The 23,843-nt window shown below is 71.9% G+C and carries 29 protein-coding genes; 13 read left to right on the top strand and 16 right to left on the bottom strand.

What is annotated here, in order from left to right:
* Positions 1-13: 13 nt before the first annotated feature.
* The 3 genes from pstC (at position 14) to pstB (ending at position 2,912) form a co-directional block, all read left to right on the top strand.
* The gene (pstC, locus tag OIE49_RS17250) at positions 14-1,021 is read left to right on the top strand and encodes a phosphate ABC transporter permease subunit PstC (RefSeq protein ID WP_326803107.1); all 1,008 of its coding nucleotides are present in this window, start codon (positions 14-16) and stop codon (positions 1,019-1,021) included.
* Positions 1,018-2,070, top strand: coding sequence for a phosphate ABC transporter permease PstA (gene pstA / locus OIE49_RS17245; protein ID WP_326803106.1), 1,053 nt, complete (start codon positions 1,018-1,020; stop codon positions 2,068-2,070). Before pstC ends, pstA begins: the two co-directional genes overlap by 4 nt.
* Before the next feature lie 65 nt (positions 2,071-2,135).
* Entirely contained in the window at positions 2,136-2,912 is a 777-nt protein-coding gene (gene pstB, locus OIE49_RS17240; RefSeq protein WP_100569123.1) for a phosphate ABC transporter ATP-binding protein PstB, read from the top strand.
* Positions 2,913-3,039: 127 nt separating this feature from the next.
* On the opposite strand, the gene OIE49_RS17235 is transcribed toward pstB, so the two are convergent.
* Genes OIE49_RS17235 through OIE49_RS17225 form a run of 3 tightly spaced genes read right to left on the bottom strand, consistent with a single transcriptional unit; the run spans position 3,040 to position 4,898 of the window.
* Positions 3,040-3,240, bottom strand: coding sequence for a DUF5988 family protein (locus OIE49_RS17235; protein WP_100569122.1), 201 nt, complete (start codon positions 3,238-3,240; stop codon positions 3,040-3,042).
* Between the two features lie 31 nt (positions 3,241-3,271).
* Positions 3,272-4,270, bottom strand: a complete 999-nt coding sequence (locus tag OIE49_RS17230; RefSeq protein WP_100569121.1) for an inorganic phosphate transporter — start codon at positions 4,268-4,270, stop codon at positions 3,272-3,274.
* Positions 4,271-4,277: 7 nt separating this feature from the next.
* On the bottom strand, positions 4,278-4,898 hold the full coding sequence (locus tag OIE49_RS17225; protein WP_031154207.1) for a DUF47 domain-containing protein: 621 nt from the start codon (positions 4,896-4,898) through the stop codon (positions 4,278-4,280).
* A gap of 215 nt (positions 4,899-5,113) precedes the next feature.
* Between OIE49_RS17225 and OIE49_RS17220 the strand changes: the two genes are divergently transcribed.
* On the top strand, positions 5,114-5,467 hold the full coding sequence (locus OIE49_RS17220; protein ID WP_100569120.1) for a metal-sensitive transcriptional regulator: 354 nt from the start codon (positions 5,114-5,116) through the stop codon (positions 5,465-5,467).
* Positions 5,468-5,470: 3 nt separating this feature from the next.
* On the opposite strand, the gene OIE49_RS17215 is transcribed toward OIE49_RS17220, so the two are convergent.
* Complete coding sequence (locus OIE49_RS17215; RefSeq protein ID WP_100569119.1) at positions 5,471-5,683, bottom strand: hypothetical protein; 213 nt, start codon at positions 5,681-5,683, stop codon at positions 5,471-5,473.
* Between the two features lie 120 nt (positions 5,684-5,803).
* Positions 5,804-6,640: a hypothetical protein gene (locus OIE49_RS17210; protein WP_326803105.1), complete on the bottom strand. Its 837-nt coding sequence runs from the start codon at positions 6,638-6,640 to the stop codon at positions 5,804-5,806.
* Between the two features lie 188 nt (positions 6,641-6,828).
* Between OIE49_RS17210 and OIE49_RS17205 the strand changes: the two genes are divergently transcribed.
* Positions 6,829-7,020: a hypothetical protein gene (locus OIE49_RS17205; RefSeq protein WP_100569117.1), complete on the top strand. Its 192-nt coding sequence runs from the start codon at positions 6,829-6,831 to the stop codon at positions 7,018-7,020.
* 15 nt (positions 7,021-7,035) lie between these two features.
* Here the strand turns inward: OIE49_RS17205 and OIE49_RS17200 are convergent, their stop codons facing one another.
* From OIE49_RS17200 to OIE49_RS17155, 10 genes are all read right to left on the bottom strand, one after another.
* Entirely contained in the window at positions 7,036-7,464 is a 429-nt protein-coding gene (locus OIE49_RS17200; RefSeq protein ID WP_326803104.1) for an NUDIX hydrolase, read from the bottom strand.
* A 28-nt stretch (positions 7,465-7,492) separates the two neighbouring features.
* Positions 7,493-8,584 (bottom strand): CHAD domain-containing protein, encoded by a 1,092-nt coding sequence (locus tag OIE49_RS17195; protein ID WP_401741654.1) that lies wholly within the window; start codon positions 8,582-8,584, stop codon positions 7,493-7,495.
* Positions 8,565-10,964 carry an RNA degradosome polyphosphate kinase gene (locus OIE49_RS17190; protein ID WP_442812245.1) on the bottom strand — a complete coding sequence of 800 codons (2,400 nt, stop codon included), beginning with the start codon at positions 10,962-10,964 and terminating at the stop codon, positions 8,565-8,567. Before OIE49_RS17190 ends, OIE49_RS17195 begins: the two co-directional genes overlap by 20 nt.
* A gap of 79 nt (positions 10,965-11,043) precedes the next feature.
* Entirely contained in the window at positions 11,044-11,964 is a 921-nt protein-coding gene (gene mshD, locus OIE49_RS17185) for a mycothiol synthase (protein ID WP_100569114.1), read from the bottom strand.
* A 42-nt stretch (positions 11,965-12,006) separates the two neighbouring features.
* Positions 12,007-13,473: a HAMP domain-containing sensor histidine kinase gene (locus tag OIE49_RS17180; RefSeq protein ID WP_326803102.1), complete on the bottom strand. Its 1,467-nt coding sequence runs from the start codon at positions 13,471-13,473 to the stop codon at positions 12,007-12,009.
* Positions 13,470-14,204 (bottom strand): response regulator transcription factor, encoded by a 735-nt coding sequence (locus tag OIE49_RS17175; protein ID WP_100569112.1) that lies wholly within the window; start codon positions 14,202-14,204, stop codon positions 13,470-13,472. Before OIE49_RS17175 ends, OIE49_RS17180 begins: the two co-directional genes overlap by 4 nt.
* A gap of 117 nt (positions 14,205-14,321) precedes the next feature.
* Complete coding sequence (locus OIE49_RS17170; RefSeq protein ID WP_100569111.1) at positions 14,322-14,540, bottom strand: hypothetical protein; 219 nt, start codon at positions 14,538-14,540, stop codon at positions 14,322-14,324.
* Positions 14,541-14,599: 59 nt separating this feature from the next.
* On the bottom strand, positions 14,600-15,733 hold the full coding sequence (locus OIE49_RS17165) for a S1C family serine protease (protein ID WP_326803101.1): 1,134 nt from the start codon (positions 15,731-15,733) through the stop codon (positions 14,600-14,602).
* A gap of 132 nt (positions 15,734-15,865) precedes the next feature.
* Complete coding sequence (locus OIE49_RS17160; protein WP_326803100.1) at positions 15,866-16,888, bottom strand: LacI family DNA-binding transcriptional regulator; 1,023 nt, start codon at positions 16,886-16,888, stop codon at positions 15,866-15,868.
* Between the two features lie 87 nt (positions 16,889-16,975).
* The gene (locus OIE49_RS17155; protein ID WP_326803099.1) at positions 16,976-17,752 is read right to left on the bottom strand and encodes a response regulator transcription factor; all 777 of its coding nucleotides are present in this window, start codon (positions 17,750-17,752) and stop codon (positions 16,976-16,978) included.
* Positions 17,753-17,993: 241 nt separating this feature from the next.
* Here OIE49_RS17155 and OIE49_RS17150 point away from each other — a divergent pair, with 241 nt between their 5' ends.
* From OIE49_RS17150 to OIE49_RS17120, 8 genes are all read left to right on the top strand, one after another.
* A complete protein-coding gene (locus OIE49_RS17150) occupies positions 17,994-18,875 on the top strand; it encodes an alpha/beta hydrolase (RefSeq protein WP_326803098.1) in 882 nt (293 codons plus the stop codon).
* Between the two features lie 37 nt (positions 18,876-18,912).
* Positions 18,913-19,167 (top strand): MoaD/ThiS family protein, encoded by a 255-nt coding sequence (locus OIE49_RS17145; protein ID WP_100569106.1) that lies wholly within the window; start codon positions 18,913-18,915, stop codon positions 19,165-19,167.
* Between the two features lie 4 nt (positions 19,168-19,171).
* On the top strand, positions 19,172-20,527 hold the full coding sequence (locus tag OIE49_RS17140; RefSeq protein WP_326803097.1) for a hypothetical protein: 1,356 nt from the start codon (positions 19,172-19,174) through the stop codon (positions 20,525-20,527).
* 119 nt (positions 20,528-20,646) lie between these two features.
* Entirely contained in the window at positions 20,647-21,384 is a 738-nt protein-coding gene (locus OIE49_RS17135; RefSeq protein WP_326803096.1) for an LmeA family phospholipid-binding protein, read from the top strand.
* A gap of 208 nt (positions 21,385-21,592) precedes the next feature.
* Positions 21,593-21,673, top strand: a complete 81-nt coding sequence (locus tag OIE49_RS37125; RefSeq protein ID WP_355139345.1) for a putative leader peptide — start codon at positions 21,593-21,595, stop codon at positions 21,671-21,673.
* A gap of 140 nt (positions 21,674-21,813) precedes the next feature.
* Positions 21,814-22,659, top strand: a complete 846-nt coding sequence (locus tag OIE49_RS17130) for a sulfurtransferase (protein WP_100569103.1) — start codon at positions 21,814-21,816, stop codon at positions 22,657-22,659.
* A 49-nt stretch (positions 22,660-22,708) separates the two neighbouring features.
* Positions 22,709-22,996 carry a DUF1416 domain-containing protein gene (locus OIE49_RS17125; RefSeq protein WP_100569102.1) on the top strand — a complete coding sequence of 96 codons (288 nt, stop codon included), beginning with the start codon at positions 22,709-22,711 and terminating at the stop codon, positions 22,994-22,996.
* Positions 22,997-23,140: 144 nt separating this feature from the next.
* Positions 23,141-23,398, top strand: a complete 258-nt coding sequence (locus OIE49_RS17120) for a DUF3099 domain-containing protein (RefSeq protein ID WP_100569101.1) — start codon at positions 23,141-23,143, stop codon at positions 23,396-23,398.
* A gap of 16 nt (positions 23,399-23,414) precedes the next feature.
* Here OIE49_RS17120 and OIE49_RS17115 read toward each other — a convergent pair whose 3' ends face one another.
* Entirely contained in the window at positions 23,415-23,777 is a 363-nt protein-coding gene (locus OIE49_RS17115) for a DsrE family protein (RefSeq protein WP_100569100.1), read from the bottom strand.
* Positions 23,778-23,843: the final 66 nt, after the last annotated feature.

Raw genomic sequence — 23,843 nt, 5'->3', positions numbered from 1 at the left:
ACCGGAGATCCCGATGGACATATCAACGCATACGACGGGCGCCGACGCGCCTTCCCCTCAACCGACCGCGGCCGGGCAGAAGCGCGCCGCCCGCGGTGCCACCCGTCCCGGAGACCGGATCTTCCTCGGTCTCACCCGTGGGTCGGGCATCCTGCTGCTGGTGGTCATGGCCGCGATCGCGGTCTTCCTGACCTACCGTGCCTCGCTGGCGATCAGCAAGGACCACGGCAACTTCCTGACCACCTTCGAGTGGAACACCGGCCTTCAGCCGCCGGTCTTCGGCATCGCCGTGCTGGCCTTCGGCACGGTGGTCTCCTCGATCATCGCCATGGTCATCGCCGTGCCCGTCGCGGTCGCCATCGCGCTCTTCCTCACGCACTACGCCCCGCGCCGCCTGAGCGGCCCCATCGCGTACGTGATCGACCTGCTCGCCGCCGTGCCGTCCATCGTGTTCGGTCTGTGGGGCGCGCTGATCCTGGTCCCGAACCTGGACGGCCTGTTCGGCTGGCTGAACCACTACCTCGGCTGGACCGGCGTCTTCTCCTGGGAGGGCGGCGCCCCCCGCTCGCTGCTCACTGTCGGCATCCTGCTGGCGATCATGATCCTGCCGATCATCACCAACGTCAGCCGTGAGGTGTTCCGCCAGGTCCCGCGGATGCACGAGGAGGCGGCCCTGGCTCTCGGCGCCACGCGCTGGGAGGTCATCCGCATGTCGGTGCTGCCCTTCGGGCGTTCCGGTGTGATCTCCGCCTCGATGCTGGGCCTGGGCCGCGCGCTCGGCGAGACGATGGCCGTCGCCACCGTGCTGTCGCCGACCTTCACCATCGGGGCCAGCGTGCTCGACCCGGGCGGCGGCACCTTCGCCCAGAACATCGCCAGCAAGTTCAGCGAGGCGTCGGAGTACGGCCGTGACGCGCTGATCGCCTCCGGTCTCGTCCTGTTCGTCATCACTCTGCTGGTCAACGGCGCGGCCCGCCTGATCATCGCCCGCCGCAAGGACTACTCGGGGGCCAACGCATGAGCCACGCAGCCATCGCCGACAGGCGCTCCAGCAGTCTGCGCGGCGCGAGTCTGCCCAAGTGGTCGCCGTGGGCCATCGCCGCCGGCTCCCTGGCCGCCGCGGTCGTCATCGGCCTGGCCGGCGGCCTCCACAGCCGTGTCCAGTGGGGCCTGATCGCCGCGATCCTCTTCGTCCTGGGCACCTACGGCGTCGCCGCCCGTGTCGAGGGCCGCCGCCAGGCCAAGGACCGGGTCGCGACCAGTCTCGTCTGGGTCGCCTTCCTGCTCGCCCTCGTGCCGCTGATCTCCCTGGTCTGGACGACCGTCCAGCGCGGTGTGAAGGTCCTGGACGGCTACTTCCTGACCCACTCGATGGGCCTGGTCGCCGACACCGAGCCGGGCGGCGGCATCTACCACGCCATCATCGGCAGCCTGGAGCAGGTCGGCCTCGCCACCCTGATCGGCGCGCCGGTCGGCGTGCTCACCGCTGTCTACCTGGTGGAGTACGGGCGCGGGAACCTCGCCCGGGCCGTGACCTTCTTCGTCGACGTCATGACCGGCATCCCGTCGATCGTCGCGGGCCTGTTCATCCTCAGCCTGATGCTGATCTTCAAGATGCAGCCCTTCGGCTTCGCCGGTTCGCTGGCCCTGGCCATCCTGATGATGCCCGTCGTGGTCCGCTCCACGGAGGAGATGCTCAAGCTCGTGCCGAACGAGCTGCGGGAGGCGTCCCTCGCCCTGGGCGTGCCCAAGTGGCGCACGATCCTGCGGGTGGTCCTGCCGACCTCCATCGGCGGCATCACGACCGGCATCGTGCTGGCCATCGCCCGTATCGCCGGTGAGACCGCGCCCGTGCTGCTGCTGGTCTTCGGCAACCCGTTCATCAACACGAACCCCTTCGAGGGGGCGCAGTCCTCGCTGCCGCTGTACATCTACCAGCAGTACACGAACAGCGCGGGCTCCGGCGCGGCGTACGACCGTGCGTGGGCGGCCTCGCTCACCCTCATCGCCTTCGTGATGATCCTCAACCTCGTGGCCCGCGGCATCGCCCGCTGGAAGGCCCCCCGTTAACGATCTGCGGCTGCTGCCGCGCGGGGCCTGTCAGCGACCCCCGGACTTTTGGAAGTGAAGTAGTCATGGCCAAGCGAATCGATGTGAGCGGGCTCACCGCCTACTACGGCGCCCACAAGGCGATCGAGGACATCTCGATGACGGTCGAGCCGCGCTCGGTGACGGCGTTCATCGGCCCCTCCGGCTGCGGCAAGTCGACGTTCCTGCGCACCCTCAACCGTATGCACGAGGTCACCCCGGGCGGCCGCGTCGAGGGCAAGGTGCTCCTGGACGAGGAGGACCTCTACGGCGCCGGGGTGGACCCGGTGGCCGTGCGCCGCGAGGTGGGCATGGTCTTCCAGCGCCCGAACCCGTTCCCCACCATGTCGATCTTCGACAACGTGGCGGCGGGACTGCGGCTGAACGGCAACTACCGCAAGAGCGAGCTGGGCGACATCGTCGAGAAGTCGCTCAAGGGCGCGAACCTCTGGAACGAGGTCAAGGACCGCCTGAACAAGCCCGGCTCGGGCCTGTCCGGCGGTCAGCAGCAGCGTCTGTGCATCGCCCGCGCCATCGCGGTCGAGCCGAAGGTGCTGCTCATGGACGAGCCCTGCTCCGCCCTCGACCCGATCTCCACGCTCGCCATCGAGGACCTGATCGGCGAGCTGAAGGAGCGCTTCACGATCGTCATCGTGACGCACAACATGCAGCAGGCGGCGCGCGTCTCGGACCGTACGGCGTTCTTCAACCTGGCGGCCGTGGGCAAGCCGGGCCGGCTGATCGAGATCGACGAGACCGAGCGGATCTTCTCCAACCCGTCCGTGCAGGCGACCGAGGACTACATCTCCGGCCGCTTCGGCTAGAGCGCGTCCCCCCAGATTCCTCGCGGTGCTGCATGGCGGTGCCACCGCGAGGTGGCAGAAGGGCCCGCCCCCGGCTCCCGGGGGCGGGCCCGCACGCTTTCACCGGCCGGGGTGTGCGCCCGGCCGCTCACTCTGCGACTTCGGTGCGCTCCCACCAACGGTAGACGGTGACCTGTCCTTCCTTGCTGTCCTCGTGGCGCGAGGTGACCTTGTAGTGCTCGTATCCCCCGAGGTGCGGGATCTTCAGTTCCTGTCCGGGAGGGACCACAGGCACCAGGGTGCCCGCGAGATCCTCCGGCCCGCCTTCGAGGAGTGCCTTGCTCGTCATGGTTCCAGTGTCACCACACCGGGCCGGGCTGCTACAGGAACGCCAGCTTGATCAGCCAGAAGGCGCAGGCCGCCACGACCGCCGCGGCCGGCATGGTGATGAACCAGCCCAGGACGATGTTCTTCGCCACGCCCCAGCGGACGGCGTTGACCCGCTTCGTCGCGCCCACGCCCATGATCGCCGAGGTGATCACATGGGTCGTGGAGATCGGCGCCTTGAAGAGGTACGCCGTGGCGAACATGATCGACGCGCCGGTGGTCTCGGCGGCGAATCCCTGCGGCGGGTCCAGTTCGATGATCTTGCGGCCCAGGGTGCGCATGATGCGCCAGCCGCCCGCGTAGGTGCCCAGCGACAGCATGAGGGCGGAGACCAGCTTCACCCACACCGGGATCGGGTCTCCGTAGTCCTCGACGTCGGCGATGACCAGGGCCATCACCACGACACCCATGGTCTTCTGGGCGTCCTGGAGGCCGTGTCCGAGCGCCATGCCGGCCGCCGACACCGTCTGGGCTATGCGGAAGCCGCGCTTGGCCTTGTGCGGGTTGGTCCTGCGGAAGAGCCACATGATCGTCGTCATCACCAGGTAGCCGACGATCAGGCCCACCACCGGGGACAGGAACATGGGGGTGACGACCTTGTCGAGCACGCCGGACCAGTAGACCGTCGTACCGCCCGCGAGGGCCGCGCCCACCATGCCGCCGAACAGCGCGTGCGAGGAGGACGAGGGAAGGCCGAAGTACCAGGTGACCAGGTTCCAGACGATGGCCCCGAGGAGGGCCGAGAAGAGGATGCCCATCCCCTTGCCGCCGGTGGGCGTCTGGATCAGGCCCTCGCTGACGGTCTTGGCGACCCCGCTGCCGAGGAAGGCGCCGAGGAGGTTCATCGCGGCGGCCATGGCCAGCGCGGCGCGCGGGGTGAGCGCCCGGGTCGACACGGAGGTCGCGATGGCGTTGGCGGAGTCGTGGAAGCCGTTGGTGTAGGCGAAGCCGAGAGCGACCAGGACGGTCAGGATCAGAGCGAAGGTGTCCATGGACGCCTCAGGACTCCTTGACCGCGATGGTCTCCACCGTGTTCGCCACGTGCTCGAACGCGTCCGCGGCCTCTTCCAGCACGTCCACGATCTGCTTGAGCTTCAGCACCTCGATCGCGTCGTACTTGCCGTTGAACAGGTGCGCGAGCAGCTTGCGGTGGATCTGGTCCGCCTGGTTCTCCAGGCGGTTCACCTCGATCCAGTACTCGGTGAGGTTGTCCATGGTCCGCAGGTGCGGCATCGCCTCGGCCGTCAGCTCCGCCGCCCTGGCCAGAACCTCGATCTGCTGCTCGACGCCCTTGGGCAGTTCCTCGACGTTGTAGAGGACGACCAGGTCGACGGCCTCCTCCATGAAGTCCATGATGTCGTCGAGGGACGACGCGAGGGAGTAGATGTCCTCGCGGTCGAAGGGCGTGATGAACGAGGAGTTCAGCTGGTGGAAGATCGCATGCGTGGCGTCGTCACCTGCGTGTTCCGCGGCCCGCATACGCTCTGCGATCTCGGCCCGGGCGGAGGTGTCCGCCCCGAGCAGTTCCATCAGGAGTTTCGAGCCCGTGACGATGTTGTCCGCGGATGCGGCGAACATGTCGTAGAAGCTCGTCTCCCTGGGGGTCAGACGAAAGCGCACGTGGGGTCCTCGGGGTGCTTCGGTTGGGGTCAGGGTGATGGTAAGCGCATCATCCGGCCACGGCTAAGGGGTCGTCCCCCAGTGTCGCCCATGACCTGCCCTGCTCCGCACGGGGGCATGCCAAGGCTGCCGGTACCCGGCAGAATTCGTTACGATATACCCGCCAGGGGTATGTCTCCTCGGTGTGTGCCGAGATTTACGGGAGCGAGGACGCGATGACGACCACCGAGGCCGGCGCGACGGCGCCCTCCGAGAACGTGAGCGGAATCACCGGGCACGAGCCCGTCACGCACGGTTACCACAAGCAGAAGGACGAGCACCTCAAGCGGCTCCGCCGGATCGAGGGCCAGATCCGCGGGCTCCAGCGGATGGTCGACGAGGACGTCTACTGCATCGACATACTCACCCAGGTGTCCGCCTCCACCAAGGCACTGCAGTCCTTCGCCCTGCAACTGCTGGAGGAGCACCTGCGGCACTGCGTCGCCGACGCGGCCCTCAAGGGCGGATCGGAGATCGACGCGAAGGTGGAGGAGGCCACGAAGGCGATCGGACGGCTGCTGCGCACCTGAGGCTCACCGGCCGGGAGGCCGCCGGGCGCCCGGCGCTCTGCGGCCCGCGCCGGCCTCGCGCTCCTCGGCCACCCGCAGCACCTCGTCGATGCTCTCCAGGCTGAGCCGCTCCTCGGCTGCCGAGGCCGCGATGATCAGCTCCCCGCACAGCTCTATCTCGGCGAGGGCCACGTGGTCCTGGACCGCCGTACCGCCGAGCGGAGCCACGCGCGTCACCTCTTCTCTGCCGTCTGCCGCTGCCGGCTCCCAGCGTAGGGAGCGGCCCGTGTGCGGCGCATGGCACCAAAGGGCTAGTTCGCCGGTCATTTTCCCGGACCATTCGGGTCCCGGCCCGGCTCACGATTCGGCGATCCGCCCGGTGTAGATGTCCTGCGGCCGCGGCAGCGTCACGGTCACCGGGGTGCCGAAGGCGTACAGCAGCGTCGTGGAGAAGACGGCGACGGTGCTTCCGAGCTGCCCGTTGACGAAGGCGAAGCGCTGCCGGAGCTTGCGGATGCGGCCCTGGTCGTCGAGGTAGGCGTCGAACGGGACCGAGGCCGTGGCGAACCCTTTCGCCGCCGCGGTCAGCGCCGCCTCGTCGGCCGCCGTGGCGCTCTTCGCCGCCAGCCCGAGATCGGCCGTGCCCCGGTAGTGCCGCACCGGGACCCCGGCGACCTCCGTCCGGTCCACGTACGTCGCCGTGCGGGTGCCGCGCAGCACCTCGGCGGCGGCGAACGGGTCGGTGGCCCCGCCGGTGACCAGGTTGCCGTCGACGAGCGTGGCCGTGTCCACCCGCACCCACTTGTCGGGCGGCACGCCCGCTCCCCGGTTCTTCATGTACAGCGCGCCCGGAGCGAGGAGCTCGGTGAGCGGCACGTGCTCGGCGGCCCCGGTCGGGTTCTGCGGCAGCACCAGCGTCAGCTGCCCGCGCTGTCCGCGGAAGTCGTAGCCGCCCTCGCCGCGGATCGTCACCCGGGTCCCGCCGGTGGCCATCTCCATCGACGTACGGGTCTGCGCGCTGCCCGCCTCCAGCAGCACGTCCGGCGCCTGGCGCAGGGCCTGCACCGGATCGGTCGCGGCGCGCGCGTCCTCGGCGTCCGCGCCGCCGGAGCATCCGGTGGCGCACGCCCCGGCCAGGACGGCCGCCGCGAGCACCGCGCCGCCCGTCCCGGCGCGCGCGCCGCCCGGCCTCACCCGAGCACGAGCAGGAGGGACACCCAGCCGCCGCCGCACCGCCATCGCCCTGCCTACCCCCAGCTGCCACGTCCGTCACGGGTCCCTGTCGTCCCGTCAACGACGAGTGGGTGGCCCCCGTCACGCACGCACCCGATCGACGGGCGGCCGTAACGTCCCGTTCACCTGGCGTGGCTACGTTTGTCGTCGTGGTGCAGCATGAGGGCCTGAGCCCCACCCAGGAGGACTGCGGGAACCGGGACGCCGTGGGACACCGCGCGGCGACAGTCGAACAGGGCCGCTTCTGTCTGGCCCGCTGTACCTGCGGCTGGCGCGGGCCGGCCCGCCGGGCCCGCAGCCTCGCCCGCGCGGACGCGCTGGGGCACGAGGGCGGCGCCTGACCGGCACCGGCACGCTCAGCCGAGGCGCAGCGCCGCCGTCAGTTCGTCGAGCAGCTCGCGGTCGCGGAACTGGGTCAGCCGCTTCCGGGCCTCTTCCGGCGGCAGCCACAGGATGCGGTCCACCTCCTTGTTGGGGGTGAAGCCGCCTGCCGCGGCCTCGGCGGCCCAGTAGCGGACCTGCTTGGGCCGGCCGCGCACCATGTAGGTCACGGTGGACAGCTCAACGCCGGGAACGGCGGTGTAGCCCGTCTCCTCCGCCACCTCGCGCACGGCGCCCGCGAGCGGGTCCTCACCGCGCTTGAGCTTGCCCTTGGGGTGGGACCAGTCGTCGTACTTCGGCCGGTGGACCAGGCACAGCCGCAGCGTGCCGTCCGGCGTCGAGCGGCGCCACAGCACGCAGCCGGCCGCCAGGACGGGCGTGCTGTTCGGGTCGAGGTCGGTCACCGGTGCGTCCCGTCCTGTCAGCCGGCGGTCAGCCGGCACCCACGGCCTGCTTCTGCCACGCCTGCTGGAAGGCGAACCTGGCCGCCTCCACCTCGTGGCGCTGGTCCGCGTGCAGCACGCCGAGCGCGTAAGCCGTCGCCGGGGCGATGCGCGGGGTGCGGGCCGCCGCGGCCGCCGCGGCCGCCGCCTCCGAGGCGTCGCGGTGCCGGTCGAGGGCCTGCCCGGCCGCCGGCAGCCGTACGTGCGCGGACGATCCCCCGAGCTGACCCCCGGCTCCGTCGAGCACCTCGCGCGCGTACCGGTGCAGGCGCAGCAGCAGGCGGACCTGGTGCCAGGGGGCGTCCTGCGGGTGCGGGGCCGGGTCCGGGGAGAGGCCGTGGATCAGGGCCTCCGCGTTGTACGGGCTGCCCGCGGTGACGAGCGGGAGGGAGGCGACTGCGTCCGTCAGGCGCTCCCGGGCGGCGGCGGCCAGGGGAGTCAGGTCCATGGCGGCGGCGCCCGGGGCGAGGGGGACGTCGCTGGCGAGCACGGCCACCTTGTCCGCGACGGCGTGGAAGCGCGCGGAGCCCAGCGCCTGGAGGGCGGTCGAGTGCGCGCGGGTCCGGGCCAGGGTGAGCTGGCGCTCCAGCAGGGCGCCCGCCTTCGCCGCGCCCACGGTGAGGTTGCCGCGGTCGGCTCCGCGGCCGCCCGCGGCCTCCTCGGTGGGCTGGGCCGGGAGGACCGCGGTGCCGGAGAGCCGGTGCAGGGCGAGCAGCAGCCGCTCCAGGCAGGCCTGGCAGGCGTGTTCACGGGCCAGGGTGCCGGACAGCCAGGCCAGTTCCGGGCACAGCTCCGCCGACCAGGTCTCGTCGAGCAGGGGGCGGAAGGTGTGCGCGGTGCCGCTGATGCGGCGCGCCGAGCGGCGCAGGGCGCGCGCGGCGTCGACGGACTCCTCCGTGCCGTGCCCCGCGCCGCCGGTCTCGCGGTGCAGGCGCAGCGCGCGGAGGAACTCCGTGGCCTGGGCCCGCAGATAGCACGCGAGGGCTTCGGCGGTGGGGGCACCGCCCGGCTCCGGCGCGGTCGGCGGCTCGGGGGAGCTCACGGCCGTGGAGTCCGTCGGGTCAAGGTGTTGCTGTGCCACGCCGGCGCCTCCGGGCGTCTATGAGCATCTCCTGGACGTTGCGCAGGGGCTGGCCGTCTGAGTCGGTCGCGTACCGGGTCCACTCGCCGTCCGGGCCGAGGTGCCAGGAGGAGGTGGTGTCGGACATGCCGGTCTCCAGCAGCCGGTTGAGGGCTGCCCGGTGGGCCGGGTCGGTGACCCGGACCAGAGCCTCGATACGGCGGTCGAGGTTGCGGTGCATCATGTCGGCGCTGCCGATCCACACCTCGGACTCGCCGCCGTTGCCGAAGACGAAGACTCGGGAGTGTTCGAGGAAGCGGCCGAGGACCGAGCGGACGCGGATGTTCTCCGACAGGCCGGGCACGCCGGGGCGCAGGGCGCAGATGCCGCGCACCCACACGTCGACCGGGACGCCGGCCTGGGAGGCGCGGTAGAGCGCGTCGACGACCGCCTCGTCGACCATCGAGTTCACCTTGATGCGGATGACGGCGGGGCGTCCGGCGCGGTGGTGCTGGATCTCCTTGGTGATGCGGGAGATCAGCCCGTCGCGCAGGGACTTGGGGGCGACCAGCAGCCGGCGGTAGGTCTCGCGGCGGGAGTAGCCGGAGAGGCGGTTGAACAGGTCGGACAGGTCCGCGCCGACCTGCGGGTCCGCGGTGAGCAGGCCGAGGTCCTCGTAGAGGCGGGCGGTCTTCGGGTGGTAGTTGCCGGTGCCGACGTGGCTGTAGCGCCGCAGGGTGTCGTCGCCCTCCTGGCGCACCACCAGGGACAGCTTGCAGTGGGTCTTCAGGCCGACCAGTCCGTAGACGACGTGGCAGCCGGCCTCCTCCAGCTTGCGCGCCCACTTGATGTTGGCGTGCTCGTCGAAGCGGGCCTTGATCTCGACCAGGACGAGGACCTGCTTGCCGGACTCGGCGGCGTCGATGAGCGCGTCGACTATGGGGGAGTCGCCGGAGGTCCGGTACAGGGTCTGCTTGATCGCGAGGACGTCCGGGTCGGCGGCGGCCTGTTCGAGGAAGGCCTGCACGGAGGTCGAGAAGGAGTCGTAGGGGTGGTGCAGGAGCACGTCGCGGCTGCGCAGGGCGGTGAAGATGTCGGGTGGCGTGGCGGACTCCACCTCCGCCAGGTCCCGGTGGGTGCCGGCGACGAACTTCGGGTACTTCAGCTCGGGCCGGTCGAGGCCGTGGATGCGGAAGAGGCCGGTGAGGTCCAGGGGGCCGGGCAGCGGGTAGACCTCGGCCTCGCTGATCTTCAGCTCGCGCACCAGCAGGTCGAGCACCTCGCGGTCGATGGACTCCTCGACCTCCAGGCGCACCGGCGGGCCGAAGCGGCGCCGCATGAGCTCCTTCTCCAGGGCCTGGAGAAGGTTCTCGGCGTCGTCCTCCTCGACCTCGAGGTCCTCGTTGCGGGTGAGCCGGAAGGTGTGGTGCTCCAGCACCTCCATGCCCGGGAACAGCTCCTCCAGATGGGCCGCGATGACGTCCTCCAGGGGGACGTAGCGGCCCGGGGAGCTCTCCAGGAAGCGGGACAGCAGCGGCGGCACCTTGACGCGGGCGAAGTGGCGGTGGCCGGTGACTGGGTTGCGCACGACCACGGCCAGGTTCAGGGACAGGCCGGAGATGTACGGGAAGGGGTGCGCGGGGTCGACGGCCAGGGGGGTCAGCACGGGGAAGATGCGCTGCCTGAAGAGCGTGAACAGGCGGGCCTGCTCCTTCTCCGTGAGCTCGCTCCAGCGGACCAGGTGGATGCCCGCCTCCGCGAGTGCGGGGGCGACGTCGTCGTGGTAGCAGGCGGCGTGCCGGGCCATGAGCTCGCGCGAGCGGGCCCAGATCATCTCCAGCACCTTGCGCGGCTGCAGCCCGGAGGCGGACCGGGTGGCCACGCCGGTGGCGATGCGGCGCTTCAGTCCCGCGACCCGGACCATGAAGAACTCGTCCAGGTTGCTGGCGAAGATCGCGAGGAAGTTCGCGCGTTCCAGCAGGGGGGTGGCGGGGTCCTCGGCGAGTTCGAGGACGCGCTCGTTGAAGGCGAGCCAGCTGCGCTCCCGGTCCAGGAAACGGCCCTGCGGCAGCTGTTCCCCCTCGACCGGTGCCTCCACGTAACCGTCGAGGTCGGCGTCGATGTCCGGTTCCAGGTCGGAGACCGTGGCCGCCACGGTGTGCGGGCGGTGCGCGGCGATGGAGCCCACGGAGGGCTGCGGGTGCTGTGTGGTGGCGGGGCCCGCGAGGGCTCCCACGCGGTCGGCGGGAGCCGGCGGGGTCTGCGCTGCCTGGGTGTCTGGCTGCCTCATGAACCTATTCTTCCGCGCCTGCGGCGGGACAGGCGCGTCGAACGGCACGCGCGGGAGTGCGGCGGCGGTCGCCTCCCGGGGCGGCTCGGGCTCTGGCGCGGCGGGCTTCACCGCCCGAGCGTCGCAAGACCGTCTGAACCGCCGGTTACGGCCACATGACGTGAGGGACACCGGCAGGCGGCCCCGAGGATCACGTTTCCGTGCGGTACATGAGGTCGGTTTCGTACGTGGTGAAGCCCAGGCGCTCGTAGACCGAGACCGCCGCCTTGTTGTCGGCGTCGACGTACAGCATCGCCGTCGGCAGGCCCTGCGCGGCCAGGTGGCGCAGGCCGATCAGGGTGAGGGCTTTGCCGAGGCCGCCGCCCTGGGCGCCGGGGCGGACGCCGAGGACGTACACCTCGCCGAGGCGCTCCTCCCGGTGCACCTTGGTCCAGTGGAAGCCGACCAGCCGGCCGTCGCGTTCGGCGAGGAAGAATCCCTGCGGGTCGAACCACGGCTGCGCCATGCGGTCGTCGAGGTCGCGCTGGGTGAGTGAGCCCTGCTCGGGGTGGTGGGCGAAGGCCTCCGCGTTCACGGCGAGCCATGCGGCGTCGTCGCGGCCGGGCACGAAGGCCCGTACCGTCACGCCCTCGGGCAGCGCCGGTTCGGGCAGGTCGAGGTCCGTCAACGGCCGCCGCATCTGGCGCAGTTCGCGGAACAGCGTGAGCCCGAGGACCTGAGCCAGATGGCGGGCGGCGGACTGTCCCCCGTGCGCCCACACCCGCAGCCGCTTGCCGGACGTGGCCAGCAGCGCGGACCCGAGCGCCCGCCCGTGCCCGTGCCCGCGGTGCTCGGGGTGGACGACCAGCTCGGCGGCGGGCGCCTCCACCGGATCGGTGTCCTCCAGTTGCGCGTAGCCGACGAGTTCGCCGTCGACGGACAGCAGCAGGTGGGACACCCCCGCGCGGGCGCCGCCCCGCAACTGGAGCCGGCCCTGCTCGGACACCGCCTGCCGCTCGTCGACGCGGGCGGCCGCCTCCAGCAGTGCGAGCACGGCTTCGGCCTGTTCCGGGCCGAGCTCGGCGAGGGTCTGCAGGGAACGGGCGGGCGGTGCGGTGTCGTCGCTGGTCATGAATATGAGGGTAAGGGGTTCCCCTGCGGGGTGACCGGGGCTTCAGCGGGCCTCGGTGGCACCAGGTGTCTCCGGGGGCGGAACGGGCGCTCCCGGCAGCCGGACCGTCGCCACCGTGCCGCCGCCCTCGGCCGGGGTCAGCGTCACCTCGCCGCCCGCCCGCTCCACGGTGCGGGCGACGATGGACAGGCCGAGTCCCGAGCCGGGCAGGGCGCGGGCGCTCGGGGAGCGCCAGAAGCGGTCGAAGACATGGGGGAGTTCGTCGGCGGGGATGCCGGGCCCGTGGTCGCGCACGGTGAGGACGCCCTGGCTCAGGACGACGTCGATCGCGCCGTCCCTGGGGCTGAACTTCACCGCGTTGTCGAGGATGTTGACGATCGCCCGCTCCAGCGCCGACGGCTCCGCCCGTACGAACCAGGGGTCCAGCGCCGTCGTTATCGTCAGCTCGGGGCCGCGCAGCCGGGCGCGGCCCAGCGCCGCCTCCACGGTGTCCTGCAGGGCGATCACCTGGACGCGTTCGCCCCGCTGCCCGTCCGAGCGCGACAGTTCCTGCAAGTCGCCGATCAGCGAGGCCAGTTCCGTCATCTGCGCCTTGACCGAGGCGAGCAGGGCCTTGCGGTCGCCCTCGGGGAGCGGGCGGCCCGTCTCCTCGCTGCGGGTGAGGAGTTCGATGTTCGTCCGCAGCGAGGTGAGCGGGGTGCGCAGTTCGTGACCGGCGTCCGCGATCAGCTGCTGCTGGAGGTCGCGGGAGCTGGCCAGGGAGGAGGTCATGGAGTTGAAGGAGCGGGACAGCCGGGCGACCTCGTCCTCGCTGTCGTCCTCCACGGGGATGCGGATCGTCAGGTCCTCGGTGCGCGCGACGTGCTCCACCGCCTCGGTGAGCTTGTCCACGGGGCGCAGCCCGGCGCGGGCCACGGCGAGGCCGGCCGCTCCGGCGCCGACGACTCCCACGCCGGAGACGAACAGGAGCAGCAGGGCGAGGTCGTTGAGGGTGTTCTCGGTGTCCGTCAGGGACACCCCGAGCATGAAGGCGACGCCCGGGTACGCGTCGGCGTTGGGGCCGGGGCCCATCGGGACGCCGACGGTGATCACGCGGACGTTGTTGCCCTTGGTGTCGGTGGTGGTGTGGAGGGTGCGCTCGCGCAGGTCGGGGTCGCCGGCGACCTCCTTGTCCACGGAGGTGACCTTCATGACGCCCGGGGACCGGCTGTCCACGCAGAACTTGCCCTGGACCGTCACCAACTGCACGTAGAGGTAGGAGCGCTGCATGTCGCCCGGCGCGTGGTCGGTCGTCTGCGAGCAGTTGGCCGCCAGGGAGGAAGCCGTGCTGGCGGACACCCTGCCGTAGCTCAGGAGCCGGTTGTCGACGTCGTCGTACAGGTTCCCCTGGACGATGAACCAGCAGGTGAGGGAGACGGCCGCGACCGCGAAGGCCACTGCCGCCGCCACCAGCAGTGCCAGCCGGGAGCGGATCGGCAGCGCACGGAAACGGCGCAGCGCCTTCCTCACTCCGCGCCGCCCTGCCGCAGGACGTACCCCACCCCGCGCACCGTGTGCACGAGGCGGGGTTCGCCGTCGGCCTCGGTCTTGCGGCGCAGGTACATGACGTAGACGTCGAGGGAGTTCGACGAGGGTTCGAAGTCGAAGCCCCAGACCGCCTTGAGGATCTGCTCGCGGGTGAGCACCTGGCGCGGGTGGGCCATGAACATCTCCAGCAGGGTGAACTCCGTGCGGGTCAGTTCCACCTGCCGTCCGCCGCGGGTGACCTCGCGGGTGGCGAGGTCCATGCGCAGGTCGCCGAAGGTGAGGGCCTCGTCCTCCTCGGCCGCGCCCGCCACGGCCGCCGCGTAGGTGCTGCGGCGCAGCAGGGCGCGGATGCGGGCGAACAGTTCGTCCAGCTCGAAGGGCTTGACCAGGTAGTCGTCCGCGCCGGCGTCCAGTCCTGTGACCCGGTCGCCGACCGTGTCGCGGGCGGTCAGCATCAGGATGGGGGTGGTGTCCCCGGCGCCCCGGATCCGGCGGGCGGCGGTCAGGCCGTCCATGCGGGGCATCTGGATGTCGAGGACGAGCAGGTCGGGCTGGTACGAGGCCGCCTTGTCCAGCGCGTCCGCGCCGTCCACGGCGACCTCGGTCTCGTACCCCTCGAAGGCGAGGCTGCGCTGGAGTGCTTCGCGTACCGCCGGCTCGTCGTCGACGATCAGGATGCGCTGGGGATCACGGTCGCCATCGGCGGGACTCATCGGTCGCTGTTCCTCGGGTCGCAGGGGCCGCGGGGTCCGGTCGGCCCCGGGATGGACGCTCTCAGCCTCGCATGCTTCGGTGCGGCGGAGTGCGGCGCGCGGGTCGCGCGCCGCGGCTCAGGCGGCGACCGCGGTGATCCGCCGCAGCGGGACCTTGTGCCGGTGCAGGCGTTCGGCGGAGGTGCGCAGGCCCATGAGCTGGGGGACCGCGACGGCCTCGGGTGCGCGGTGCGCCGGGCCGTGCAGTTCCTTCGCGACGGCGCGGGCCAGGGTGACTCCGGCGGGGGCGGTGGTGTCGATGGTGTCCGTCGTCTCGTGCAGAACCTGCTGGATCATGGCGTACTCCTTGTCGAACGGTCCCGGACGGTGTCCGGATCGCCTGCCGGTGCCGCGCCTCAGTTCTGGGAGCCGGAGCGCAGGCTGGCCAGGTCGGACTTGACGCTGTTGATCGGGATGGCGAAGCCGAGGCCGACGCTGCCGGCGTTGGACGAGTCCGACGCCTGGTTGGCCGAGTACATCGCCGAGTTGATGCCGACGACGTTGCCGCTCGCGTCGATCAGCGCGCCGCCGGAGTTGCCCGGGTTGAGCGACGCGTCGGTCTGTATCGCCCGGTAGGTGGTGGTGGAGGAGCCGGTGTCGCCGTTGAACTGGTGGCCGCCGAACTGGAAGGGCCAGCCGCCGCCGTCGCCCTGCCCCTGGTTCTCGTCGGTGGGGACCGTCACGTCCCGGTGCAGGGCGGAGACGATGCCGCTGGTGACGGTGCCGGTGAGGCCCTCCGGGGAGCCGATCGCGACGACCTGGTCGCCGACCGTGAGTCCGTCGGAGTCGCCGAGGGCCGCCGGCTTGAGTCCGGAGGCGTTCCGCAGCTTGATCAGGGCGAGGTCCTTGGAGCTGTCGGTGCCCACGACCTGCGCGGTGTACGAGGTGCCGTCGCTGGTGCGCACCTTGATCGAGGAGGCGCCGGCTATGACGTGGTTGTTGGTGACGACCTCGCCCTTGCTGCTGACGACCACGCCGGAGCCGGTGGAGGTGCCGTTGTCGAGGGTGGCGTTGATCTCGACGACGCTCGGGGTGACCGCCCTGGCGATCGCGGAGATGCTGCCGCGCTGGCTGGAGGGCACCACGTTGGTCGTGGTGGTGCTGGAGGCGGCGACCGTGTGCGTGCCGGTCAGCTCCTGGAAGGCGAAGGCGGTACCGCCGCCCACGACGGCCGAGGCGATCGCCACGGCGGCGAGCAGGGCGAGCGGGCCCCTGGTGCGCTTGCGGGAGGTGGAGGCGTGCGCGGGTTCCGCCGGGAAGGCCGGGAAGGTGGCGGTGCCGCCGCCGTCCGCGCCGCCCTGGCCGCCGTCGGCGCCGGGTCCGGCCGCGAAGGGGCGGCCGGGGGCGTACGGCGGCGGGGGAGGCCACTCCGGATTCACCGGGGCAAAGTCCCCTCGCGGGTCCGCCGACTGCACGGAGTCGGCAGCCGGGGCCTGCCCGTCACCCTCGGGGTGTTCGTACTCGCCGCTGCGGCGGATGCTCTCGCTCATGACATTGAGAGTGTCCCGGGATCATGAGAGCTTCCTGAGTCCCCGCTGAGAAGCCCGACAGAACCTCGTATGCCCGATATAAGGCCGCTCCCCGGAGGGGCCCCGGGGGTCCTCGAAGGGGGCGGAGAGAGGCTAGGCGCAGCCGCAGGACGTGCGTACGACCAGCCGTGACGGGAACTGCTTGAGCCGCTCCCGGCGCGAGCCGGCGACCCGCAGCCCGTCGTCGAGGACCAGGTCCACGGCCGCCCGGGCCATCGCCGAACGGTCCGAGGCGACCGTCGTCAGCGGTGGGTCCGTCAGCGCCGCCTCCTTGATGTCGTCGAACCCGGCGACCGCGAGTTCGCCGGGGACGTCGATGCGCAGCTCGCGCGCCGCCCGCAGCAGGCCGATCGCCTGGTCGTCGGTGGAGCAGAAGACCGCCGGGGGACGGTTCGGGCCCGAGAGGAGCTCCAGGCTGATCCGGTACGCGTCGTAGCGGTTGTACGGCGCCTCGAACAGGCGCCCCTCCGTCGAGAGGCCGGCCTCGGCCATGGCGCGCCGCCAGCCCTCGACGTGGTCGGACACGGGGTCGCCCACGGCGGGCGTCTCGGCGGTGCCGCCCACACAGGCGACGTACTCGTAGCCGTGCTCCAGCAGATGGCGCACGGCGAGCTGGGCGCCACCCACGTCGTCGATGACCACGGCCACGTCGTCGATGGCCTCGGGCCGCTCGTGCAGCAGCACCACCCGGGCGTCCCAGGCCTCGATCTCGGCGGCGGCGAGGTCGTTCAGCGCGTGGCTGACCAGGATCAGGCCGGAGACGCGCATCCCGAGGAACGCCCGCAGATAGTGGACCTCGCGCTCGGCGACGTAGTCGGAGTTGCCGACGAGGACCATCTTCCCGCGCTCGGCTGCGGCCCACTCCACGGCGTGCGCCATCTCCCCGAAGAAGGGCTGGCGGGCGTCCGGGACGATCAGGCCTATGAGGTCGGTGCGCCGCGAGGCCATGGCCTGGGCGACCCGGTCGGGCCGGTACCCCAGCTCCTTGATCGCGGCGAGGACTCGCTCGCGGGTGGCCGGGGCGACCGGCCGGGGTCCGTTGTTGATCACATAGCTGACGACGGCAGTGGACGTCCCTGCCAGCCGCGCCACGTCATCCCGAGTCACCTTGGCCACGGCGCGGAGTCTACGCGGATGGACCCGCTCCCGGCAGGGCTTACGGGAGCGTGGGCGGGTATGCGTCACACCTTGTGGGAGCGCTCCTCACCCCTGCGCGCGGGCCCGCCTCGTCGCGGTGTCCTGATTCTCCGCGTTTGGCCGGGCGGCCCCGGCCTTCTTCTCGTTCGCGGCGTCCCCGGCGCGGTCGCCCTTCTCGGGAGTAACGAATCGGTAACCGACATTGCGGACCGTTCCGATCAGCGATTCGTGCTCGGGCCCGAACTTGGCTCGCAACCGCCGTACGTGGACGTCGACGGTCCGGGTGCCGCCGAAGTAGTCGTAGCCCCAGACCTCCTGGAGGAGCTGGGCGCGGGTGAAGACGCGGCCCGGGTGCTGCGCGAGGTACTTCAGCAGCTCGAACTCCTTGAAGGTGAGGTCCAGCACCCGGCCCTTGAGCTTGGCGCTGTAGGTCGCCTCGTCCACGGACAGGTCGCCGCTGCGGATCTCCATCGGGGAGTCGTCGTCGACGATCTGCCGGCGGCCCACGGCCAGCCGGATGCGGGCCTCCACCTCGGCGGGACCGGCGGTGTCCAGGAGCACGTCGTCGATGCCCCAGTCGGCGGTCACGGCCGCGAGGCCGCCCTCGGTCACCACCAGGATCAGCGGACTGCCGAGGCCCGTGGAGCGCAGCAGCCGGCACAGCCCGCGCACCTGCGGCAGATCGCGCCGCCCGTCGACCAGGACGACGTCGGCACCGGGGGTGTCCACGAGGGCCGGCCCCTCCGCCGGAGCCACCCGCACGTTGTGCAGCAGCAGGCCGAGGGCGGGGAGCACTTCCGCCGACGGCTGGAGGGCGTTGGTCAGCAGCAGCAGTGAACTCATCGCGCGCCTCCCCCCGGTTCCCGGCCGTGGTCGAGCAGGGGGAACCCCCGTGCCTGGGCCGTCGTACGTGCGTGCACCGTTCGGTCGTCCATGGCTCTGGCTCCTCCTCGGATCCCTGCCCGCCGCGCGATCGACGGGCCGTGCACCCGCGGTCTCCCGCGCCGTGCGCCACGCCTGCCGAAAGCACAAAAGGACCCGGGGGCTGCGCTGCCCGAGTCCTCTTCGCAGCAGAATAGCCGATATGAGGTCGGGATCGGCAGGTCGTGTGGTGCGTTCGACGGACGTTCCGGAGGGCGGGACACCGCCAGGGACGGGTGTCGAAGGCGTGGTCAGGACGTTCCTGCGCACGGCGGACGGGGTCGCGCTCGACGCCCTGTACGAGCCGGGCGCGGCCGCGTGCGACGGGCCCGGCCGCGGGCACGCCGGACTCGTGTTCGTGGTCGCACACGGTTTCACCGGCGACCTGGACCGGCCGCACGTGCGCAGGGTGGCGCGGGCCCTGGCCCGGCACGGCGCCGTGGTCACCTTCTCCTTCCGCGGCCACGGGGCCTCCGGCGGGCGCTCCACCGTCGGCGACCGCGAGGTGCTGGACCTGGCGGCGGCGGTGGCCTGGGCGCGCGGGTTCGGGCACGCGCGCGTGGCGACCGTCGGCTTCTCCATGGGCGGCTCGGTGGTGCTGCGGCACGCGGCCCTTCACCGCGGCCCCGCACCGGACGAGGGGTGCCCGGACACCCGTACGGGCGCCGTGGTCTCCGTCAGCGCGCCCGCGCGCTGGTACTACCGGGGCACGGCGCCCATGCGCCGGCTGCACTGGCTGGTCACGCGCCCCGCGGGCCGCCTGCTCGGCCGCTACGGGCTGCGCACCCGGATCCACCACCGCGACTGGGACCCCGTCCCGCTGCCGCCGTTCCGGGCGGCCGCGCGCATCGCGCCCACCCCGCTGCTGATCGTGCACGGCGACCGGGACGGCTACTTCCCCCTCGACCACCCCCGGATGCTGGCCGCGGCCGCCGGTGACCACGGGGAACTGTGGCTGGAGCACGGCATGGGCCACGCCGAGAACGCCGCCGCCGACGAACTCCTGGACCGCATCGCGCGCTGGACCGTCGCACAGGCGGGCTAGCCTGACCCTGTTCATGGACGAGTGATCGAGGGACGGGATGGCAGAGGTCACGGTGCGCTACTGGGCGGCGGCGAAGGCCGCGGCCGGGGTCGCCGAGGAGCCGTACGAGGCGGAGACGCTCGCCGGGGTGCTGGACGCGGTGCGCGGGCGGCACCCGGGTGAGCTGGACCGCGTTCTGCGGCGGTGCTCGTTCCTCATCGACGGCGACCCGGTGGGGAAGCGCGCGCACGAGACGGTACGGCTGACCGAGGGCGGCACGGTAGAGGTGCTCCCCCCGTTCGCAGGAGGGTGAGCGAATGACCGACCGGCCGTATGAGGGGTCCCCAGGGTCTCCGTACGACAACCCCTACAGCGGGTACGACCCGTACGCGGGACGGCAGCCCCAGCAGCCCGCGGCACACCAGCCGTACCCGCCTGCCGCACAGCAGCCCCACCCGGCCGCCCAGCCGCAGGCGTGGCCCGAGCATCCGCAGGCGTACGAGGACCCGCGGGTCGCCGAGCAGTACACGCAGCAGTGGCAGGGCGAGACCTGGGACACCCAGACGCATGCCAGGCCACCGGCGGCACCGGCGGCGGCGGAGACGGCGTACCTGCCCCCGGTGGGGCACCAGGGGCCGGTCGCGGCCCACGGGGTCCAGGGCGGCGGGGTCCAGGGCGGCGGGGTCCAGGGCGCGCAGGCGCCCTCCTACACGCCGCAGCCGCAGCCGCAGCCGCAGCCGCAGGCTCCGGCCGCGTCCGCGGCCGCACGGACGGCGTACCTGCCCCCGGTCGGGCAGCACGCCCCGCAGCCGCAGGCTCCCGCCCCGCAGCCCCAGGCTTCCGCCCAGGCCGCCGCGGATCCCGCGGGGAAGGACGGACCCGGCTACGGGCCCGCCACCGTCGCCGGCAACGCCCGGATCACCGACGCGCAGCGGGCCCGCGCCGAGGGACGCTCACCGATCATCGAGCCCGGGATGCAGCCGGCCGCGCTCACGGCGCTGCTGGGGCTGCTGCTCGCCGGTGCGGCGGAGCTCGGCGTCTACGGGCTGCTGCTGCCGCTGGTCGTGCTCCAGGGCGTGACGGCCGCGGGCTGGTTCCGGCTGAACGGTATGTGGCCCGCCCGGCAGGGCATCGCCCTCGGCTTCCTGGGCGCGCTCGCCGCGGACGCGGCGGTGCTCGCCGCGGGCCGCGAGCACGCGCCCGGCGCGATCCTGGGCACGCTCGGGGTGTGGGTGCTGCTCTCCCTCGTCCTCCAGCTGCGCTCCCACGCCGACCCGGACGAGCGGATGTACGGCCTGATGGCGACCGTCGCCGCGGCGGCGCTCGCGATCGTGGCCACCGGCTACCTGGCCGCCCCGCCGGACGCGGTCGCGGTCGGCGCGGTGGCGGTCGCGGTGGCCGTCCTGGCACGGGCGCTGCCACTGCCCACGGCGGCCTCGGTGGTCGTCGCGCTGCTCGCGGCGGCGGGCGCGGGCATCGCGGCCGGCGGCATGACGGACCTGGGCGCCAAGGGCGCGCTGCTCGGCGTCGGCGCCGCGGTGTGCGCGCTGATCGGGCACCGCGCGGCGAGCTACGACTACCCGTCGCGCTTCGTGCACTTCACGGCAGGCGTCGCCCTGCCGCTGTCGGCCGCGGCACCGGTGGTGTGGGTGCTGGGACGGGCGCTGGGATGACCTCCCGGACCGGGTCCTCTGTCACAGCTGTTCGACAAATCCCGGGCCCGGTCCCCGGGGAGGCCTACGCTCGCGTGTGACGGCCATCCGGTCGTGAAGGACCGCCGAGGGGGAACCGGTTGCGAGCGCTGAGAGTACTCCTGGTCGTCGTCGTGGTCCTGGGCGTGCTGTTCGTGGTGGTCGACCGGGTCGCGGTGCACTTCGCGGAGGGGCAGGCGGCCGACAGGCTCAGGACCACGGAGAACCTGGCGAGCACCCCGGACGTGTCCATCGAGGGCTTCCCGTTCCTCACCCAGGTGGCCGGCGGCGAGCTCGACGACGTCCGGGTCGGCATCAAGGACTACGAGGCGGCCACGGGGAACGGCGGCCAGAAGATCCGTATCGCCGGCATCGAGGCCGACATGCGGGGCGTGAGGTTCTCCGGCGACTACAGCTCGGCCACCGCGTCCTCCGCCACCGGCACCGCGACCATCGCCTACGACGAGTTGCTGAAGGCCGCCAAGTCCAAGCCGACGCCGGTCCTTCCCGGCGTCGCCGCCCACGTGGTCGGCCTGTCCGACGGCGGCGCAGGCAAGGTCAAGGTCGACGTGGAGGTCGAGGCCGGAGCGCTGGGCATCAAGCAGACCTTCTCCGTGCTCAGCTCGGTCACCGTGCGGGGCAAGAAGGTGGAGGTGAGCGCCGACGACCTGCCCGTGGTGGGCGGCCTGCAGCTCCCCGAGAGCCGGATCCGGGCGATCACCGACTTCCAGCAGGCGATCGAACGGCTGCCCGGCGAGGTCCGGCTGGACTCGGTACGGGCGGCGAAGGACGGCGTCGAGATCACGGTGAAGGGTTCGGACGTCAGGCTGGCCGGGTAGGCAGCACGCTGGGACCGACGAGGTGTCCGAGTAGCGAGACGCCTCGTCCGCAGCGCAGATGCGCCGTGCGGCCGAGAACGGACACGAGCGCCCGGAGGCCGCGGGGCGATGACCCGGGAGCCCTCCCGTTCCCACATCCCGGACGATCGCGTCTCAACATCCGACACGCCGGTGACATGTCCGCCTTTCCCTCCCTACGATCGACACCATGCAGCGACAGGCGGATCTCACGAAGCGGCGGGCAGTGGACCTGTGCCGTGTTGCCGCCATGCTCTGTCGCACTTCCTGAGCGGGAGCCCTCTCCCGTATCCCCCGCCCCGTGACGACCCGGGGCCCACCCGCGCGCCGTGTACGCCGGCATCGAACGCGTACCCGCGCGCCCCTTCGCACTCGCACGCCCCGCCGTACCTGCCCCGGAGGAGATTGAGCATGAGCCGCAGCGACGTCCTGGTCGACGCCGACTGGGTCCAGGAACACCTGGACGACCCGAGCATCGCCATCGTCGAGGTGGACGAGGACACGTCCGCGTACGACAAGAACCACATCAAGAACGCCATCCGGATCGACTGGACCCAGGACCTCCAGGACCCGGTCCGCCGTGACTTCATCGACCAGGCCGGCTTCGAGAAGCTGCTGTCGGAGAAGGGCATCGCCAACGACCACACGGTGATCCTCTACGGCGGCAACAACAACTGGTTCGCCTCGTACGCCTACTGGTACTTCAAGCTGTACGGCCACGAGAACGTCAAGCTCCTCGACGGCGGCCGCAAGAAGTGGGAGCTGGACGCCCGCGAGCTGGTCGACGGCACCGATGTGCCGGAGCGCCCGGAGACCGCGTACGAGGCCAAGCCGCAGGACGCCTCCATCCGCGCCTTCCGGGACGAGGTCGTGGCCGCGATCGGCAAGCTGAACATCGTCGACGTCCGGTCGCCCGACGAGTTCTCCGGCAAGCTGCTCGCCCCGGCCCACCTGCCGCAGGAGCAGTCGCAGCGCCCCGGCCACGTGCCGACCTCCCGGAACATCCCGTGGTCCAAGAACGCCAACGACGACGGCACCTTCAAGTCGGACGAGGAGCTCAAGGCCCTCTACGAGGACGAGCAGGTCGACCTGGCGAAGGACACCATCGCCCTGTGCCGCATCGGTGAGCGCTCGGCGCTGACCTGGTTCGTGCTGCACGAGCTGCTCGGTGTGCAGAACGTCAAGAACTACGACGGCTCCTGGACCGAGTACGGCTCCCTGGTCGGCGTGCCGATCGAGCTCGGCTCCGGCAAGTAAGCACGACGGCTCAGACCGTTTCGACCTCATCGAACCTCTGGAGAAGCACATGTGTGGAGCGAAGGCCGGCGGCCCGGACGCCTCGACGATCAAGCCCGGTGAGACCACGATCCAGGGTCAGGTGACCCGCGACGGCGAGCCGGTGACGGGCTACGTCCGTCTGCTGGACTCGACCGGCGAGTTCACCGCGGAGGTCCCCACCTCCGCCACGGGCCAGTTCCGGTTCTACGCGGCCGAGGGCACCTGGACCGTCCGCGCCCTCGTCCCCGGCGCCAGCGCCGACCGCACGGTCGTCGCCCAGCAGGGCGGCCTCGCGGAGGTCGCGATCGCCGTCTGAGCGGTCTGCCCGGACGGTCCGCGCGGGCGGTTCCGGGCACGGTACGGCCGAAGGGCCGCGCCCCACGGGTTGGACACCCGGGGCGCGGCCCTTCCGGCGTTCCCGCCCCCGCACGGCAGGCCCGTACGGACCTACCCTGGAGGTATGTACGCACGACGTCGGCATGTGTACTTCGCCATGATGGGGATCTGCGTCGGGCTGTTCGTCCTGGCGTGGGGCGTCGTGCGCATCTGGTCGGTACCCGCCGCCGTCGGCATGTGCCTGGTCGCCATGGTGATCCCGCCGGTCGCCGCGATGGTCGCCAACCGGCGCGGCCCCGAGGACCGCTGGTGGGACGACCCGTCCGGCGACCCCAAGTCCGACGAGTGGTGGGACGAACTGGACGGCAAGAAGCGGCACTAGCCGCAGGGGCGGTCTCTCAGTAGACGAGCGCCTGCGTACCGTCGGCCAGGGCCTCCTGCACGAAGACCTGCGCGCCCGCGATCCGCACGCCCTCGATGACGTCCTTCTCCGTGATGTCCCGGCGGGCCGCGCACTGGGTGCACAGGGTGAGACGGCCGGCCGCGAGGATCGACTCGATCAGGTCGGGCAACGCAGCGGCGTGCGGCAGCTCGAACTCGGCGGCCCGGCCCGGCAGCGCGAACCAGGAGGACTCCCCGGTCAGCCACAGGGAGACCTCCACCCCGCTGGCCGCGGCCACCGCCGCGACCGTGAACGCCTGAGAGCACCGCTCGGGAGCGTCCGCCCCCGCGGTCACCTTGATCACCAGCTTCTTCGCCATGCCCGAATCGTAAACAACTCCCTTGCAACCACGGACATCATCCGTGAGTCTCCCGGGGAGCGCGCA

This window comes from Streptomyces sp. NBC_01788 (genome assembly GCF_035917575.1).
Lineage (GTDB): Bacteria > Actinomycetota > Actinomycetes > Streptomycetales > Streptomycetaceae > Streptomyces.
This window is presented reverse-complemented; position numbering and strand designations above follow the sequence as displayed.

Coding starts and splice junctions, on each gene's coding strand:
- OIE49_RS17235 (WP_100569122.1), bottom strand. CDS start 3,240: ATGACGAGCAAGGCACTCCTCGAAGGCGGGCCGGAGGATCTCGCGGGC.
- OIE49_RS17155 (WP_326803099.1), bottom strand. CDS start 17,752: ATGAGTTCACTGCTGCTGCTGACCAACGCCCTCCAGCCGTCGGCGGAA.
- OIE49_RS37125 (WP_355139345.1), top strand. CDS start 21,593: ATGCAGCGACAGGCGGATCTCACGAAGCGGCGGGCAGTGGACCTGTGC.
- OIE49_RS17115 (WP_100569100.1), bottom strand. CDS start 23,777: ATGGCGAAGAAGCTGGTGATCAAGGTGACCGCGGGGGCGGACGCTCCC.
- OIE49_RS17130 (WP_100569103.1), top strand. CDS start 21,814: ATGAGCCGCAGCGACGTCCTGGTCGACGCCGACTGGGTCCAGGAACAC.
- pstC (WP_326803107.1), top strand. CDS start 14: ATGGACATATCAACGCATACGACGGGCGCCGACGCGCCTTCCCCTCAA.
- OIE49_RS17120 (WP_100569101.1), top strand. CDS start 23,141: ATGTACGCACGACGTCGGCATGTGTACTTCGCCATGATGGGGATCTGC.
- OIE49_RS17145 (WP_100569106.1), top strand. CDS start 18,913: ATGGCAGAGGTCACGGTGCGCTACTGGGCGGCGGCGAAGGCCGCGGCC.
- pstA (WP_326803106.1), top strand. CDS start 1,018: ATGAGCCACGCAGCCATCGCCGACAGGCGCTCCAGCAGTCTGCGCGGC.
- OIE49_RS17165 (WP_326803101.1), bottom strand. CDS start 15,733: ATGAGCGAGAGCATCCGCCGCAGCGGCGAGTACGAACACCCCGAGGGT.
- OIE49_RS17170 (WP_100569111.1), bottom strand. CDS start 14,540: ATGATCCAGCAGGTTCTGCACGAGACGACGGACACCATCGACACCACC.
- OIE49_RS17140 (WP_326803097.1), top strand. CDS start 19,172: ATGACCGACCGGCCGTATGAGGGGTCCCCAGGGTCTCCGTACGACAAC.
- OIE49_RS17230 (WP_100569121.1), bottom strand. CDS start 4,270: ATGGACACCTTCGCTCTGATCCTGACCGTCCTGGTCGCTCTCGGCTTC.
- pstB (WP_100569123.1), top strand. CDS start 2,136: ATGGCCAAGCGAATCGATGTGAGCGGGCTCACCGCCTACTACGGCGCC.
- mshD (WP_100569114.1), bottom strand. CDS start 11,964: ATGACCAGCGACGACACCGCACCGCCCGCCCGTTCCCTGCAGACCCTC.
- OIE49_RS17125 (WP_100569102.1), top strand. CDS start 22,709: ATGTGTGGAGCGAAGGCCGGCGGCCCGGACGCCTCGACGATCAAGCCC.
- OIE49_RS17150 (WP_326803098.1), top strand. CDS start 17,994: ATGAGGTCGGGATCGGCAGGTCGTGTGGTGCGTTCGACGGACGTTCCG.
- OIE49_RS17175 (WP_100569112.1), bottom strand. CDS start 14,204: ATGAGTCCCGCCGATGGCGACCGTGATCCCCAGCGCATCCTGATCGTC.
- OIE49_RS17220 (WP_100569120.1), top strand. CDS start 5,114: ATGACGACCACCGAGGCCGGCGCGACGGCGCCCTCCGAGAACGTGAGC.